This window comes from Streptomyces sp. NPDC053474, assembly GCF_044544845.1.
Lineage (GTDB): Bacteria > Actinomycetota > Actinomycetes > Streptomycetales > Streptomycetaceae > Streptomyces.
The window spans coordinates 309,927-325,502 of the sequence record NZ_JBITXV010000011.1 but is presented as its reverse complement, the minus strand read 5'-3'; the positions used below and the strand labels follow the sequence as shown (position 1 = coordinate 325,502).

The 15,576-nt window shown below is 72.9% G+C and carries 13 protein-coding genes; 8 read left to right on the top strand and 5 right to left on the bottom strand.

The window, feature by feature from the left end:
* The first annotated feature begins 96 nt into the window (after nucleotides 1-96).
* Entirely contained in the window at nucleotides 97-1,275 is a 1,179-nt protein-coding gene (locus ACIG3E_RS26765) for a trypsin-like serine protease (RefSeq protein ID WP_399621308.1), read from the top strand.
* Nucleotides 1,276-1,293: 18 nt separating this feature from the next.
* Here the strand turns inward: ACIG3E_RS26765 and ACIG3E_RS26760 are convergent, their stop codons facing one another.
* Together ACIG3E_RS26760 and ACIG3E_RS26755 are read right to left on the bottom strand one after the other, a co-directional pair.
* On the bottom strand, nucleotides 1,294-4,215 hold the full coding sequence (locus tag ACIG3E_RS26760) for an FAD-binding and (Fe-S)-binding domain-containing protein (RefSeq protein WP_399621305.1): 2,922 nt from the start codon (nucleotides 4,213-4,215) through the stop codon (nucleotides 1,294-1,296).
* A gap of 81 nt (nucleotides 4,216-4,296) precedes the next feature.
* Nucleotides 4,297-5,463 (bottom strand): pyridoxal-phosphate-dependent aminotransferase family protein, encoded by a 1,167-nt coding sequence (locus ACIG3E_RS26755; protein ID WP_399621302.1) that lies wholly within the window; start codon nucleotides 5,461-5,463, stop codon nucleotides 4,297-4,299.
* Nucleotides 5,464-5,665: 202 nt separating this feature from the next.
* On the opposite strand from ACIG3E_RS26755, the gene ACIG3E_RS26750 reads away from it, so the two are divergent.
* Both ACIG3E_RS26750 and ACIG3E_RS26745 read left to right on the top strand, forming a co-directional pair.
* Nucleotides 5,666-6,424, top strand: coding sequence for an IclR family transcriptional regulator (locus ACIG3E_RS26750; RefSeq protein ID WP_399621300.1), 759 nt, complete (start codon nucleotides 5,666-5,668; stop codon nucleotides 6,422-6,424).
* 299 nt (nucleotides 6,425-6,723) lie between these two features.
* Entirely contained in the window at nucleotides 6,724-8,115 is a 1,392-nt protein-coding gene (locus ACIG3E_RS26745; RefSeq protein WP_399621298.1) for an SLC13 family permease, read from the top strand.
* 87 nt (nucleotides 8,116-8,202) lie between these two features.
* Here the strand turns inward: ACIG3E_RS26745 and ACIG3E_RS26740 are convergent, their stop codons facing one another.
* Nucleotides 8,203-8,826 (bottom strand): cysteine hydrolase family protein, encoded by a 624-nt coding sequence (locus tag ACIG3E_RS26740; protein WP_399621295.1) that lies wholly within the window; start codon nucleotides 8,824-8,826, stop codon nucleotides 8,203-8,205.
* A gap of 99 nt (nucleotides 8,827-8,925) precedes the next feature.
* Complete coding sequence (locus tag ACIG3E_RS26735) at nucleotides 8,926-9,918, bottom strand: GlxA family transcriptional regulator (protein ID WP_399621292.1); 993 nt, start codon at nucleotides 9,916-9,918, stop codon at nucleotides 8,926-8,928.
* 534 nt (nucleotides 9,919-10,452) lie between these two features.
* Between ACIG3E_RS26735 and ACIG3E_RS26730 the strand changes: the two genes are divergently transcribed.
* The 4 genes from ACIG3E_RS26730 (at nucleotide 10,453) to ACIG3E_RS26715 (ending at nucleotide 14,411) form a co-directional block, all read left to right on the top strand.
* A complete protein-coding gene (locus tag ACIG3E_RS26730) occupies nucleotides 10,453-11,604 on the top strand; it encodes an LLM class flavin-dependent oxidoreductase (protein WP_399621289.1) in 1,152 nt (383 codons plus the stop codon).
* Complete coding sequence (locus ACIG3E_RS26725) at nucleotides 11,601-12,578, top strand: amino acid ABC transporter permease (protein ID WP_399621286.1); 978 nt, start codon at nucleotides 11,601-11,603, stop codon at nucleotides 12,576-12,578. Before ACIG3E_RS26730 ends, ACIG3E_RS26725 begins: the two co-directional genes overlap by 4 nt.
* Nucleotides 12,575-13,345: an amino acid ABC transporter ATP-binding protein gene (locus ACIG3E_RS26720; RefSeq protein ID WP_399621283.1), complete on the top strand. Its 771-nt coding sequence runs from the start codon at nucleotides 12,575-12,577 to the stop codon at nucleotides 13,343-13,345. Before ACIG3E_RS26725 ends, ACIG3E_RS26720 begins: the two co-directional genes overlap by 4 nt.
* A gap of 76 nt (nucleotides 13,346-13,421) precedes the next feature.
* Nucleotides 13,422-14,411 carry an ABC transporter substrate-binding protein gene (locus ACIG3E_RS26715; protein ID WP_399621280.1) on the top strand — a complete coding sequence of 330 codons (990 nt, stop codon included), beginning with the start codon at nucleotides 13,422-13,424 and terminating at the stop codon, nucleotides 14,409-14,411.
* 10 nt (nucleotides 14,412-14,421) lie between these two features.
* On the opposite strand, the gene ACIG3E_RS26710 is transcribed toward ACIG3E_RS26715, so the two are convergent.
* Nucleotides 14,422-14,880 carry a nuclear transport factor 2 family protein gene (locus tag ACIG3E_RS26710; protein WP_399621277.1) on the bottom strand — a complete coding sequence of 153 codons (459 nt, stop codon included), beginning with the start codon at nucleotides 14,878-14,880 and terminating at the stop codon, nucleotides 14,422-14,424.
* Between the two features lie 101 nt (nucleotides 14,881-14,981).
* Between ACIG3E_RS26710 and ACIG3E_RS26705 the strand changes: the two genes are divergently transcribed.
* Complete coding sequence (locus tag ACIG3E_RS26705; RefSeq protein ID WP_399621274.1) at nucleotides 14,982-15,536, top strand: TetR/AcrR family transcriptional regulator; 555 nt, start codon at nucleotides 14,982-14,984, stop codon at nucleotides 15,534-15,536.
* Nucleotides 15,537-15,576 lie beyond the last annotated feature (40 nt).

Below are 15,576 nucleotides of genomic sequence, written 5' to 3'. Positions count from 1 at the left end.
TGTTTCAACGGGTGTTGACCCGCCGTTGACCAACTCCCCCTACTTTCCCTGCAGTTGCGGGGACACCCCGTCGCCGCACGGTCACCAGGGGGTTCGATGCGTCGCAAGAAGGCTCTCCTCGCCACGGGCGCGGCAGTGTTCAGCACGGCGTTACTCGGTATGGCGGGGCAGGGCGCGAGCGCCGACGAGGACGGCCGCGACGCGGTGGCCGTCTCGCAGGTCGTGGGCAAGGACGCCGCGCGCAAGATGGCCGAGCAGCGGCCGCTGGTCGCGGCGGCCGACGTCATCAGATGGGCGCAGGAACGCGGCCGGTACGAGGGCTTCACCGGCATCGCCCTCGAACGCGGCCGCGTCGCCCTGTACTGGAAGGGCGAGCTGCCCGCGCGGATGCGCGAGGCCGTCGCCGAGGCGCGCGGCACGGCACGGGTGCGGATCGTGGCGGCCCCGCACTCGCTCAAGGAGCTCAAGACCGCTTCGGCCCGGCTCCAGGAGCGGCTGCGGGCCGAGCCGTCGCTCGGCCACAGCGTGAAGATCCCCGCGGACGGCAGCGGACTCGTCGTCGCCGCCGACCCGGGCCGCGGTGCGGCGGCCGCCGCACCGCGCGGGGCCGCCGCCCTCACGGAGGACCTGGGCGTGCCGGTGCGCACCGTCCGCGAGGGGAGGATGAAGGAGCGCAGCCGTGACAACGACTCCCACCCGTGGTCGGGCGGCGCGCTCATCAAGATCAACGGCGTGCCCTGCTCGTCCGGGTTCGGCGTGCGCAACGGGTCGGGCGCACAGTACGTCCTCACCGCCGCGCACTGCGGCCAGCAGGGCGCACGGACCACGAACGGCGCCGACCAGTACATCGGCACGGTCGGACCGCGCCACCAGCCCCACGACGTCATGCTGGTCCCGACGTCCGACGTGGACAACTTCATGTACACGGGCGGCTGGGGCGACGAGCGCGGCGTACGGGTCGAGGGCTGGGACTGGGTGTACACCGGCGAGTACCTGTGCCAGTCCGGGGTCACCAGCGCCGCGGAGACCGGCGGTCCGGTCTGCAACCTGAAGGTGAAGTTCTTCTACAACGACACCGAGGACCTGGTGGAGGCCGAGCAGATGAACGGCCAGGAGGCCGCGCGGGGCGGTGACAGCGGCGGTCCCGTATACGCGGCCGCCGCCAATGGGGGCGTGATCGCCAAGGGCACGGTGACGCGCTCGCTCGGCCCCGGCCTCGGCTTCCAGGACTTCGGCACCGCCTGGCGCGACTTCGGGGTGTGGATCGACAAGTAGGCCCGGCGCCCGGGGCGTTCACAGCGCCTCGCGCAGCAGCTGCACCGGGTGCCACGCGGTGCGCTCCGTGCCGTGGAAGATCTGCTGGCGGCACGAGGCACCCGTGGCGACCACGACGGTGTCGGCGGCGGACGCCCGCACGGCGGGGAAGAGGCGGTCGGCTCCCACGGCCATCGAGAGGTCGTAGTGCTCGGACTCGAAGCCGAAGGAGCCGGCCATGCCGCAGCAGCCCGCGTCCAGTTCGGTGACCTCCACTCCGGGGATGCGGCGCAGCAGCGCCATGGTGGCCGCCGTGCCGACCTCCGCCTTCTGGTGGCAGTGGCCGTGGTAGAGGAGGGTGCGCCCGCTCAGCCAGGAGTCGGGGCGCAGCGTGAGGCGGCCGTCGTCGATGGCGTCGCCGAGCAGTTCTTCCAGCTGCCGCACGCGGGCCGTGACGGCCTCGCGGGCCCAGTCGCGGGGCAGCAGCGCCTTGTGCTCGTCGCGCAGGGTCATCAGGCAGGACGGTTCGCAGCCGGTGATGGGGGCGTCGGCCGGGGTGGTCTCGGTGAGGCGGTGGACCAGTTGGAAGGCCTTGTCGCCCGCGTCGTCCAGGAGGCCCTTGGACAGGCTGGCCCGGCCGCAGCAGCCGCCGCTCTCCAGGTGCACGTTCCACCCGGCGTGTTCGAGGAGTTCCACGGCCGCCTGTCCGATCTCCGGCTCGGTGTACGTGGTGAAGGAGTCGGCGAGCAGCACGACCGTGCCCCGGGTGGTCGTCGCGGCGGGCGTGCGGCGGCCGAACCAGCGCACCAGGTTGCGGCGGGCGTAGCGCGGCAGCGGGCGGTGGCGGGTGATGCCGAGGGTGCGGTCGAGCAGGCGGCGCAGGAGCGGGAGGCGGCCGGGCAGGTTGGAGAGCGGGGCGGTGGCCGAGCCGAGCCGGTTGAGGGTGCGGATCGCCCCGAAGATCCGGGAGCGCAGCGGGATCCCGTGCGCGTCGTGGTGGTGGGCGAGGGCCTCCGCCTTCAGTGAGGCCATGTCCACGCCGAGGGGGCACTCGCTCTTGCACGCCTTGCACATCAGGCACAGGTCGAGGACCTCGTGCAGCCGCTCGTCGCCGAGCGCGGCGTGCGGGTCGGGCGCCGAGAGGGCCTGGACGAGGGCGCCCGCGCGACCGCGCGTGGAGTCCTCCTCGTTGCGCGTCGCCATGTAGGAGGGGCACATGGCGCCGGTGCCGGACTTGCGGCACAGGCCGATGTTCATGCAGCGGTCGGCGGCCGCGCGCATCCCCCCGGCCACCTCGAAGTCGAGCCGGGTGCGCAGCCCCGGCGCGGGCGGCAGCGCCGCGTCGCGCAGGTGCTCGGTCATGGCGGGGGCGTCGACGATCTTGCCGGGGTTGAGCCGGTCGTCCGGGTCGAAGAGGCCCTTGACCTGCCGCATGGCCTCGTACAGCGCGTCGCCGAACAGCTCGCGGTTGAACTCGCTGCGGGCCAGGCCGTCGCCGTGCTCGCTGGAGTTGACGCCGCCGTACTCGGTGACGAGGTCCTTGATCTCCTCGGCGACCTCGCGCATCGTCCTGCGCTGCTCGGGGTCGGTGACGTCGAGGAACGGGCGGATGTGCAGACAGCCCACCGAGCAGTGCCCGTAGAAGCCCGCGGTGAGGCCGTGCCGGTCGAGGACCTTCTTCAGCCGGGCGGTGTACGCGGGCAGGTGGACGGGGTCGACGGCGGTGTCCTCGATGAACGCCAGCGGCCGCTTGGTGCCCTCGCTCGCGGCCATGAGCAGCCCGAGGCTCGACTTGCGGACCTTCAGCAGGGCCGCCTGGTCGGCGGGGGTGACAGCCCTGAGGGTGTGGTAGCCGTGGCCGTGCCGCTTCCACAGGGTGGTCAACCGGTCCAGGCTGCCGCGGAGTTCGCGCTCGTCGTCGCCGGTGAACGACACGAAGAGCAGCGCGTCCGGGTCGCCTTCGAGGACCGTGGAGAGGGAGGCGTACTCGATCTTCTGCCGGGACAGGTCGAGGATCGTCCGGTCCATCAGCTCGACGGCCGCCGGGTCGCAGGCGAGCGCGTCCTGGGTGGCTTCGATGGCCCCGGCGACCGAGGTGAAGTGGCCGACGGCGAAGACGGTGTGCGCCGGTTTCGGTACGAGGTCCACGAGCGCCCGGGTGGTGACGGCCAGGGTGCCTTCGGAGCCGACGACGAACTTCGCCAGGTCGAAGGGGGTGTCCTCGCGGGCGAGCCGGTCGAGGCGGTAGCCGCCCGCGCGCCGCCAGTGCCGCGGGAAGCCGTCGGCGATGGCGTCGGCGTGGGCGGCGACGAGCCGGGGCAGTTCGCGGTGGATGCGCCCGTCCAGGGTGTCGAGCCCGGCGCGGCTCGCGTGTTCCGCGGCGGTGAGCGGCGCCAGATGCGTGCGCGACGCGTCGGAGAGCACCACGTCCAGGGCGCGCACGTGGTCGATGGTCATGCCGTAGCGCAGGGAGCCGCTGCCCGCCGAGTTGTTGCCGATCATGCCGCCGACGGTGGCGCGGTTGCTGGTGGAGGTGTCGGGCCCGAACATCAGGCCGTGCGGGGCGGCGGCGCGGTTCAACTGGTCCTGGACGACGCCCGGTTCGACGAGGGCGGTCCGGCCCTCCGGTTCGAGCGCGACGATGCGGCGCATGTGGCGGGAGAGGTCGAGGACGAGGCCGGGCCCGGTGGTCTGCCCGGCGAGGCTCGTCCCGGCGCCGCGCGGCACGACGGACACGCCGTGCTCGACGGCCGCGGCGACGGCGGCCCGCACGTCGTCGGCGTGCCGGGGGAAGACGACGCCGAGCGGGGTGATGGCGTACATGCTGGCGTCACGGGCGAACAGATGGCGGCTCACGGAGTCGAAGCGGACCTCGCCGTCGAGGTCGGCGCTGAGCCGCCGGGCGAGTTCGCCGCCGAGCTCGTCACGCTCGGCCTCCGTGCTCTCGATGCTGGATGTCATGCGACACGCTCCGGGGCGAAGGGAGTACGGGGACTTGCCGGAGAGGAGGCGGCGCGGGTCGGAACCGCGCCCGGGGGGGGCTCAGGCCGTGCGGAGGTGGTCGAGCGCCGCGGCGAGCCCCTCGGAACCGACCGCGATCCCGGCGAGCTCCAGGCCCATCTGCACCCCGGCGAGGGTCCCGGCGAGGGTGAGGTCGTTGAAGTGGCCGAGGTGGCCGATGCGGAAGACCTTGCCCGCGAGCCGCCCGAGGCCCGTGCCGAGCGACATGTCGAACCGCTCCAGGACGATCTTCCGTACGGCGTCGGCGTCCTGGCCGTCCGGCAGGAGCACGGCGGTCAGCGAGCCGGAGTACTCCCGGTCGTCGGCGCACAGCACGTCGAGTCCCCAGCCGCGCACGGCGGCCCGGGTGGCGGCGGCGTGCCGGGCGTGGCGGGCCCAGACCTGTTCGATGCCCTCCTCCGCGAGCATGCGCAGGGATTCCTCCAGGCCGTAGAGGAGGTTGGTGGCGGGCGTGTACGGGAAGAACCCGGCGGCGTTGGCGTCGAGGATCGGCGCCCAGTCCCAGTACGCCTTGGGCAGCCGGGCGGTGCGGGCCGCCTCGATCGCCTTGGGGCTGACCGCGTTGAAGCCGAGGCCCGGCGGCAGCATGAGGCCCTTCTGCGAGCCGGTCACGGTCACGTCGACGCCCCACGCCTCGTGGCGGTACTCGATCGAGGCGAGCGAGGAGACGGTGTCGACCAGGAACAGGGCGGGGTGTCCGGCCGCGTCCAGGGCGGCGCGGATCTCCGGCACGCGGCTCGTGACGCCGGTCGAGGTCTCGTTGTGCACCACGCAGACGGCCTTGATCCGGTGGGCCGTGTCGGCGGTGAGGAGGTCGGCGGCGGCCTCGGGCGAGGCGCCGTGCCGCCAGTCGCCGGGCACGAACTCCACCTCCAGACCGAGGGATTCGGCCATGTCCCGCCACAGGGTGGCGAAGTGGCCGGTCTCGAAGCACAGCACGCGGTCGCCCGGGCTGAGCGTGTTGACCAGGGCCGCCTCCCAGGCGCCGGTGCCCGACGACGGATAGACGACCACCGGGGACGTCGTGCCGAACACGGGCTTGAGGCCGTCGAGCACCCGGCGGGTGAGCTCGGCGAACTCGGGCCCCCGGTGGTCGAGGGTGGGTGCGGCCATGGCGCGCAGAACGCGGTCGGGAACGTTGGTGGGTCCGGGAATCTGCAGGAAGTGACGGCCGGTCCTGACGGTCATCGCGCGGATCTCCCCTCCACGCTTGTGCCGCGAAACGGCACAGCGTATCGTGATGCGGCACGATGGAGCATAGGGGCGACGGCTGACGACGGTCAACGGCGCTGCCGCAGGCCGCCGTTGAGGCCGGACCATGCGCCACCCTGGGGGCGGGCCGACGCGGAGCCCACCGGGCGCACCGACACCAGACCTTCGGGGGGAACCCATGCAGAACGTCCTCAACACCCTGCGCGCCCTGGAGGAGTTGGCGGCGCGCCAGCCCGTCGGGGTCGCCGAGCTCGCGCGGGCCATGGAGCTGCCGAAGAGCACGGTGCAGCGCGCGCTCGGCACGCTGCGCACCGCGGGCTGGATCAGACAGACGGGCACCCCGCCCACCCGCTGGACCCTCACCACGAAGGCGCTGCTCGTCGGGCGGCAGGCCACGGGCGAGCTGGGGCTGCGGGACGTGGCGGTGCCGGTCATGGAGGAGCTGCGCCGCGCCGTCGACGAGACCGTGCACCTGGCGGTGCCGGAGGGCGACCGGGTCATCCTGGTCGAGCGCCTGGAGACGGCCCAGCCGGTGCGGATCGTGCTCCCGCTCGGCCAGCACCTGTCGGGCCACGCGTCCGCCAACGGCAAGGCCATCCTCGCGGCCCGCTCCCCCGAGGCCGTCGACCGGTACGTGGCGGACGGCCTGACCCGGTTCACCGAGGCCACGATCGGGGATCCGGAGGCACTGCGCGCCGAACTGGCCGCGGTCCGCGCCCGCGGCTACGCGCTCAACGAGGGCGAGTGGCGCGCCGACGTCGCGGCGGTGGCCGCGGCGATCCTCGGCCCGGACGGCACGCCCGTGGCCAGCATGAGCATCAACGTGCCCGCCAGCCGCTGCGACCGGAAGCGCCTCGACGACCTGGGCGTTCACGTGCGGGCCGCGGCCCGTGAGATCAGCGCGGCACTCGGATACGAGGAGCCGCGCACCGCCTGAGCGCCACGAGGACGGCGCGCCCGCACCGCCCGAGCGCCTCGCGAGCGATGTCCGCGCACCCCCTTGACGGGCCGTGACACCCGTCACATACTCGCCAACGTCGCCCCGCGAGTTCCGCATAGCGGAACTCAGAGTCCGTGCTGCGGATACTCAGGCTCGGTGTGCCCGTCATCTCCCACGCCCTACAACGCCCCAGCCCGCCCCGCTCCGCCCCACGGCGCCCCGGAGTCGCATCCGCACGCCCCCGCACGTGACCCTCCATCCGCTACTCGGCCGCAGTCCGAAGGCGAGGACGTGTCATGACAGACCATCTCATCGCGATCGGCGCCTTGGTGCTTGTCTTCGCCGTCGCCACCTTCACCTCCGTCCACATGGGAGCGCTCGCGCTCGTCGCGGCGTTCGCCGTCGGCTCCAGCGTCGCCGGTGAGAGTGCCGACGACGTCTTCGGAGGCTTCCCCGGGGACCTCTTCGTCGTCCTCGTGGGCGTCACTTTCCTGTTCGCCGTCGCCAAGAACAACGGCACCATCGAATGGCTCGTGCACGCCGCGACCAAGGCCGTGGGCGGCCGCATCGCCCTCATCCCCTGGGTCATGTTCCTCATCACCGCCGCACTCACCGCGGTCGGCGCCGTGGTGCCCGCGGCGGTCGGCGTCATCGCCCCCATCGGCATGAGCCTGTGCGCCCGGTACCGCATCCGCCCGCTGCTCATGGGCCTGCTCGTGGCCAACGGAGGCTGCGCGGGCGGCTTCTCGCCCGCCAGCGTCTACGGCTCCATCACCAACGGCGTGGTCGAGCGCAACCACCTGCCGAGCGGTCCGGGGCTCCTGTTCGCCATGACGTTCCTGTTCAGCGTGGCGCTCAGCGTCGTCGCGTACTTCATGTTCGGCGGGCGGCAGCTGCTCGGGCGGCGCGCACAGGACACCGAGACGGCGGCGGACGCCACCGCGGCCGCCAGGTCGGCCGACCCCGCCGGTCCCGCCGGGCCCGGGGGCGCCTCCCCAGGCCCCGTCGGCGCCGCGGCCCCGGGTACGGCACCCGCGGGCGGCACCGCCACCGCGACCGTCGCACTCGCGAAGTCGGTCGTGGCGCCCGGCCTCGACGTCTCCCGCTCCCTGACCCTGCTCGGGCTGCTCGGCATGGTCGCGGGCGCGCTCTTCCTGGAGTGGAACGTCGGGCTCATGGCCCTGACCGTCGTGGTCGTCCTCACGCTGGTCGACCCCGACGCCGCCCAGGGGGCCGTCGACCGCTGCGCCTGGTCCACCGTGCTGCTCGTCTGCGGCGTCGTCACCTTCGTCGGCGTCATGGAGCGCATGGGCACCATCGAGTGGCTCGGCGACAGCGTCGCCACGATCGACTCTCCGCTCCTGGGCGCCCTGTTGATCTGCGTCGTCGGCGCCGTGGTCTCCGCCTTCGCCTCGACCACCGGCATCCTCGGCGCCCTCATCCCCCTCGCCGTCCCGTTCCTGATGGATGGTCAGGTCAGCGCCATCGGCCTGATCATCGCCCTGGCCATCTCGTCCTCGGTGGTCGACTCCTCCCCGCTCTCCACCAGCGGGGCCCTGGTCACCGCCAACGCCCCCGAGGAACAGCGCCCCCAGGTCTTCAGCGCCCTGATGCGCTGGGGCATGTCGATGGCGCTCGTCGCCCCGCTCGCGACGTGGGCGCTGTTCGTGATCCCCGGGCAGGTCTGAAGGGAGCAGCGCCGGAGCGGCCCCGGGCCGCCGGGGGAACATCCGGCGGTCCGGGGCCGCGGCGCCGCCCGGTGCGGGGCGGCGGGCTCAGTCGCGGAGATCCTCCACGGTGGGCACGACGACGCCGAACAGATCGGTGACGGTGGTCAGGGCGGCCGCCTGAAGGGCGGCGGCGGGCAGGACCGTGCCGTCCGGTGCGGCGAGCGCCCGGGTGGCGGTCGCCTCGGCGACCACGGTGGGCCGGTAGCCGAGGTGGAAGGCGCCCTGGGCGGTGAACGTGACGCACATGTGGGTCATGAACCCGGCCAGCACGAGGTCGCGGCCCTCGCCCGGCACGACACCCGCGGCACGCAGGGCCTGCTCCAGGTCGGTGGCGTAGAAGGCGTTGGGGACCTGCTTGACCACGACCGGCTCCCCGGCCACGGGGGCGACCTCGTCGCTGATCGACCCGATGTGGGCGCGGATGTCGTACGGAGTGCCCTCGCCGCCGTCGTTGACGATGTGGACGACCGGGATGCCCGCGGCACGGGCGCGTTCCAGGAGCCGGGCGCCCGCCGCGAGGGCCTTCTCGGCGCCGTCCAGGGTCATGACGCCGGTGCGGTAGGTGTTCTGGAAGTCGATCATTATCAGGGCGGACTCGCCGAGGCGGGGCGGCTGGTTGTCCAGGCCGATCACGTCGCGCAGGGTCGTGGCGGGGTGGCTGGTGCTCATCAGGGAACCTCTCTCAGGGTTTTCGGGCAGGGCACGGCAGGCCGAGGCCGCGGCCCGGCGTCCGTGCCGGTGGTTGGGAGGGAAGAGGGAAGGAAGCGGTCAGGCGGTCCGGGTCCGGAAGCGGCGGCGGTAGGCCGCCGGGGTGGTGGCCACCTGCCGCCGGAAGGCCCGGTGCAGGGTCTCCACCGAGCCGAGCCCCGCGGCGGCCGCGACCTGGTCGAGCGGGCAGTCCGTGGTTTCGAGGAGCCCCCGGGCGACCTCGATGCGGACGCCCTCGACGTAGGCGGCGGGGCTGGCGCCCGTCTCCTGGGCGAAGACGCGGGCGAAGTGCCGCTCGCTCAGGCACATGCGAGCGGCCAGGGCCCCCGCCGACAGGTCCTCGTCGAGGTGGTCGGCGATCCACAGGCGCAGCTCGTCGATGTCCCTGCGGCTGCCGCCGGAGCGGCGCAGCGGCACCGAGAACTGGCTCTGGCCGCCCTGCCGTTTGAGGTAGACCACGAGCTGGCGGGCCACCGCGAGGGCGGCCTGCTCGCCCTGGTCCTCCGCGACCAGGGCGAGCGCCAGGTCCAGGCAGGCGCTGATGCCCGCCCCGGTCCACAGCCGCCCGCGGTCGGCCCGGACGAAGATGGGGTCCGGGTCGACCGTGACGTCCGGGTGTTCGGCGGCGAGCTGGGCGGCGGTCGACCAGTGGGTGGTCGCCGTCAGACCGTCCAGGAGCCCCGCCGCGGCCAGCAGATGGGCGCCCACGCACACGGACGCCACCCGCCGGGCGTGCGGGGCGGTGGCCCTCACCCACTCCACGACGGTGGTGTCGACGCGGGCCACCGGGCCGTCGTCGGTCATGTCGACCGCGCCCGGCACCAGCAGGGTGTCCACCTGGTCGCCGACGTCGTCGAAGGCCACGTCGGTGAGCAGCCGCACCCCGGCCGACGTCCGGACCGCTCCGGCGGCCGGTCCCGCGAGGCGGACCTCGTATCCGGCACGGCCCGCCGTCTCCCGGTTGGCCAGGGCGAACACCTCGGCCGGGCCGGTGACGTCGAGGAGGTCGACATCGGGGAAGACCGCGATGACGACCCGGTGGGGAAGGGGCATGTCCCCATGCTCACCCGCGCCACCGGTGACCGCAATGACGATTCCCTGTCACATCCGGACACCGGGCCGAGGATCCGGACACCGGGCCGAGGATCCGGACACCCGGCCGAGGATCCGGACACCCGGCCGAGGATCCGGACACCCGGCCGAGGATCCGGACACCCGGCCGAAAGGGCCCGTCCCGGCGCTACGCCCGTGTGAACAGCGTGTGGCGGCGCTCCGACAGCGTCCCGGTGCCCGTTGACGACGTCGAAAGTCCGGTGCTCAACTGTTCGCATGCCGTCCTCGCAGCCGCTGGTCTCACGCGAGCACATCGACCTCTGTCGGGTGTGTTCCACCGCGTGTCCTGGCGTGGGCGCCCTGCGCAGGTAATCGGCCCTTCGGGCCTCGTCCTCAAGCGCCGGACGGGCTCCATCGGTCGCCTGACGCCCTTTCCTTCCCTGACCCTCGTCGGGTGTTGACCGGCCCTTCGGGCCTTGTCCTCAAGCGCCGGACGGGCTCCTTCTGCTCATCCCCCCGTACGAAAGGCTTGCCATGCCCGTGGAGTTCCTCGGTATCGCCGCGACCAACGACGGCTCGGAGACCCGGCCCCGCTCCGGTGCCGCCTTCGACAAGCAGTACACGCTGCGGCTCGCCCGGGCCCACGAGGACCACGGCTGGGACCGGGTGCTCTTCGCCTACGGCTCCGGATCGCCGATCCCCGCGGCCGCCGCCGGGTACCTCGCGGCGAAGGTCGAGTCGCTGCAGATCCTGCTCGCGCACCGGCCGAACGTGTCGTACCCGACGTACGCGGCACGGACGTTCGCCACGCTCGACCAGGTCAGCGACGGTCGGCTGACCGTCCACTTCATCACCGGGGGCAACGACCACGAGCAGCGCCGCGAGGGCGACACGCTGAGCAAGGACGAGCGCTACGCCCGCACCCGCGAGTACATCGAGATCGTCAAGAAGGTGTGGACGCGGCACGAGCCCTTCGACCACGAGGGCGCGCACTACCGCTTCCAGGACTTCGTCAGCGATGTCTTCCCCGTCCAACAGCCGCACCCGGGCGTGTCGTTCGGCGGTTCGTCGCCCGCCGCGTACGCCGCGGGCGGGGCCGAGGCCGACGTCTACTGCCTCTGGGGCGAGCCGCTGGCCGAGACCGCCCAGCAGATCGAGGAGGTCACCCGGGCGGCGCGCGCGGCGGGGCGCGCCGACGTGCCGCGCGTCCAGGTGGCGTTCCGGCCCATCATCGCGCCGACCGAGGACCTGGCCTGGGAGAAGGCGCACCGCACGGTGGGCGCGATCCGGGAGCGCCGCGCGGGCGGGCAGACCCTGACGCGGCGCCGCTCCCCCGACGCGCCGGAGAACACCGGCTCGCAGCGGCTCGTCGCCATCGCCGAGCAGGGCGAGCGCTTCGACCGGGCGCTGTGGACGCCGACCGCGGCCGCCACCGGGGGCGCGGGCAACTCCAACGCCCTGGTCGGCACCCCAGAGACCGTCGCCCAGGCGCTGCTCGACTACTACGACCTCGGCGTGGACATCCTGTCCGCGCGCGGCTACGACCTGCTCGACGACGCGATCGACTTCGGCCGGTACGTCATCCCGATCGTCCGCGAGGAGGTCGCCAAGCGCGACCGCGAGGGCGCCGCGCGCGGGCCGCAGACCCTGGAGCGCACCCTGCGCGAGCTGGCGGTGGCGGGATGACGTCCGCCGCGCCGCCCTCAGCCGCGGCCCCCGCGCTCCCGGACGACGCCGGGCCACAGTCGCCACCCGAGCCGACGGTCGTCCCGGCCCGGCACTACTGGCGCTGGGCCGCCGGGGCCGCCGTCCTGGTCGTGGCCGTCCAGTTCGCCCACGGGCTGCTCACCAACCCCGCCTGGGAGTGGGAGGTCTTCTTCCGCTATCTGACCGCCGACAGCGTGCTCCGCGCGGTCTGGGTGACCCTCCAACTGACCGTGTACGGCACGGCCCTCGGCTTCGCGCTCGGTCTGGTCGTCGCCCTGATGCGCCTCTCGCGCAGCCCGCTGCTCTCCGGCGTGGCCTGGCTGTACGTCTGGGCGTTCCGCTCCATCCCGCTGATCGTGCAGCTGCTGTTCTGGTTCAACCTGGCGTATCTGTACGAGGAGTTGGGGATCGGCGTCCCCTTCGGGCCCGTCGTGTGGAGCTTCGGCACGATGCACCTGGTCGGGGCGATGTCCGCCGCCGTCATCGGGCTCGCGCTGCACCAGGCCGCGTACGCCGCCGAGATCCTGCGCGGCGGCTTCCTGGCCGTCGATCCTGGCCAGTTGGAGGCGGCCGCCGCGCTCGGCGTCCCCCGCCTGCGGCAGCTGCGCCGGATCGTGCTTCCGCAGGCGATGCGCTCGGTCCTGCCGAACGCCGCCAACGAGATCGTCTCCCTGTTCAAGGGCACGTCCATCGTCTCGGTGATGGCGATCGGCGAGCTCTTCTACCAGGTACAGGTGATCTACGGCCGCAACGGCCGGGTGGTGCCGCTCCTGATGGTCGCCACGGTCTGGTACATCGTCCTGACCACGCTCCTGTCGATCGTCCAGTACTACGTGGAGCGGCACTTCGCGCGCGGCGCCGACCGCACTCCCCCGCCCACGCCGCTCCAGCGCGCCCGCGCCTTCGCCCGCAAGGCCGCGCAACGCCCCACACCCCTCCGGGAGAACCGATGAGCACCGCCCCCGTGATGGTCGACGTCCGCGGCGTCCACAAGAGCTTCGGCGCGCACGAGGTGCTGCGCGGCATCGACCTCCAAGTGCGCGCCGGTGAGGTCACCGTGGTCATCGGGCCCTCCGGCTCCGGCAAGTCCACGCTCCTGCGCGCCATCAACCACCTGGAGAAGCTCAGCCGGGGCTCGGTCAGCATCGACGGCGAGCTGATCGGCTACCGGCGGCGCGGCGACAAGCTGTACGAGCTGAAGGAGCGGGAGATCCTGCGCCAGCGCACCCGGATCGGCTTCGTCTTCCAGAACTTCAACCTCTTCCCGCACCTGACCGTCCTGGAGAACATCACCGAGGCGCCCGTCTCGGCGCTGCGCCGCCCGAGCGCGGAGGCGAAGGACCGGGCGCGGGCGCTGCTCGACCGGGTGGGGCTCGGCGACCGGGCCGACGCCTACCCCCGGCAGTTGTCGGGCGGCCAGCAGCAGCGCGTGGCGATCGCCCGCGCGCTCGCCCTCGACCCGCGGGTGCTGCTCTTCGACGAGCCGACGTCCGCGCTCGACCCGGAGCTCGTCGGGGAGGTCCTGGACGTCATCAAGGACGTGGCCCGGGCCGGTACGACCATGATCGTCGTCACACACGAGATCGGCTTCGCCCGCGAGGTCGCCGACACCGTGGTCTTCATGGACGAGGGCGTGGTCGTCGAGCAGGGCCCGCCCCAGGACGTCCTCGACCACCCGCGGCACGAGCGCACCAAGGCGTTCCTCTCCAAGGTCCTGTGACCTCCGCACTCCCCGTTCCCGCCCCGGCCCCAGGGCCGCGGTCCCCCCTCCCCCTACCGCCCCGAGGAGCACCACCATGCCCGCGCCCGTCACCCGCCGCGCCACGCTCACCTTCGCGCTCGCCTCCGCCCTCGCCCTGACCACCGCCGCCTGCGGCGCCTCCGCCGACGAGGAGACGGGCCCGGCCGCCCGCGCACAGCCCGGCGCCAAGGGCGCGAAGATCGATCTGAGCCCCGATCAGAAGCGCGTCAGAGCCGAGAAGGTCGACGCGATCGCCCGCCTCGTGCCCGACCGCGTCCGCTCCCGCGGCACGCTGGAAGTGGTGGCGTCCGCGGGCTCCGTACCGCCGCTGACGTTCTACGCCACCGACGACAAGACCGTCATCGGCGTGGAGACCGACATCGCCCACCTGGTCGCCGACGTGCTCGGCCTGAAGGTGCGTGCGCACGCGGTCGACTGGGCGAACATATTCGTCGGCCTGGACAGCGGCAAGTACGACGTCGGCTTCAGCAACATCACCGTCACCGAGGAGCGCAAGGAGAAGTACGACTTCGCCACCTACCGCCTGGACACCATCGCCTTCGAGGCCAGGAAGGGCCGCGGCTGGAAGGTCACGGGGCCGAAGGACGTGGCGGGCCGCGTCATCGGGGTCTCGTCCGGCACCAACCAGGAGAAGCTGCTCGTCGACTGGAGCAGGCAGAACGTGAAGGCGGGCCGGAAGGCCACCGAGATCAAGTACTTCCAGAACACCAGCGACTACTACCTGGCGCTCGGCTCCGGCCGCATCGACGCCTACCTCGGCCCCAACCCGGTCGCCGCCTACCACGCGGCGAGCACCGGCAGGTCCGAGGTCATCGGCACCTTCTCGGGCGCGGGCGACCGCCTCCAGGGCAAGATCGCCGCCACCACGAAGAAGGACAACGGCCTCGTCGAGGCCCTCCACAAGGCGCTCCAGCACCTCATCGAGGACGGCTCCTACGGCAAGGTGCTCGCCCACTGGGGGCTCGCCGACGAGGCCGTGCGCACCTCGGAGCTCAATCCGAAGGGGCTGCCCAAGGGCGCGTGAGGCCCCCGCACTACCGGACGGGGAGCGGGGCGCCGCGCTCCGCCTCTCCCCGGGGGCCGAAGATGCGGCGCTCCGGCGCGGTGATCGGCACGTCGTTGATGCTGGCCTCGCGGCGGGACATCAGGCCCTCCGCGGTGAACTCCCACAGCTCGTTGCCGTAGGCGCGCCACCACTGGCCGCTCGCGTCCTGGGACTCGTACTGGAAGCGGACCGCGATGCGGTTGCCGTGGAAGTCCCACAGCTCCTTGCGCAGCGCGTACTCCCGCTCCCGGGTCCACTTGTCGCGCAGGAACTCCACGATCTCGGCGCGGCCGGTGACGAACCGGTCGCGGTTGCGCCAGACCGAGTCCTCGGTGTAGGCGAGCGCGACGCGCTCGGGGTCGCGGGTGTTCCACGCGTCCTCGGCGGCCTGGACCTTCTGCCGGGCCGTCTCCTCGTCGAACGGCGGGAACGGCGGACGTGCCGTCATGGCGGGCTCCTCTCGTCGTCGCCACCCCATGGAGAACGTTCGTTCTCCGGCGACGTACGCCAGCATAGAGAACGATGGTTCTCAGCGGTAGTCTGTGGCCAATGGACACCACCGTCGCCAGGGAAAAGGCGTTGGACGCGGCCGAAGAGCTCTTCTATCGGCGCGGCGTCCAGACCGTCGGGATGGACGACATCCGCTCCGCTTCGGGCGTCTCGCTGAAGCGCCTCTACCAGCTCTTCCCCTCCAAGGAGCGGCTCGTCGAGGCCTATCTGGAGCGACGGGACGTGCGCTGGCGCCAGCGGCTCGCCGCGCACGTGGAGCGGCACGAGGATCCCGAGCGGCGACTGCTCGCGGTGTTCGACTGGCTGGGCGAGTGGTTCGCCGAGCCCGGCTTCCACGGCTGCGCCTGGATCAACTCGTACGGGGAGCTCGGCGCGACGTCCGATCCTGTGGCCCGCCAAGTGCGCCTGCACAAGGGGGCGTTCAAGGAGTATCTGGCCGCGCTCGTGGCGGGCGCGGGGCTGCCCGGCGAGCTGGCCGAGCAGCTGTTCCTGCTGGCCGAGGGCGCGATGGTGAGCGCGGGGATCGACCGCGCGCCCGGCCCCGCCGCGCACGCGGCCCGCGCGGCGAAGGCGCTGGTCAGCGCCGCGCGATGAGCACGGGGCCCGGCCTCGCCGGGCCCCGCAAGGTGGTGCG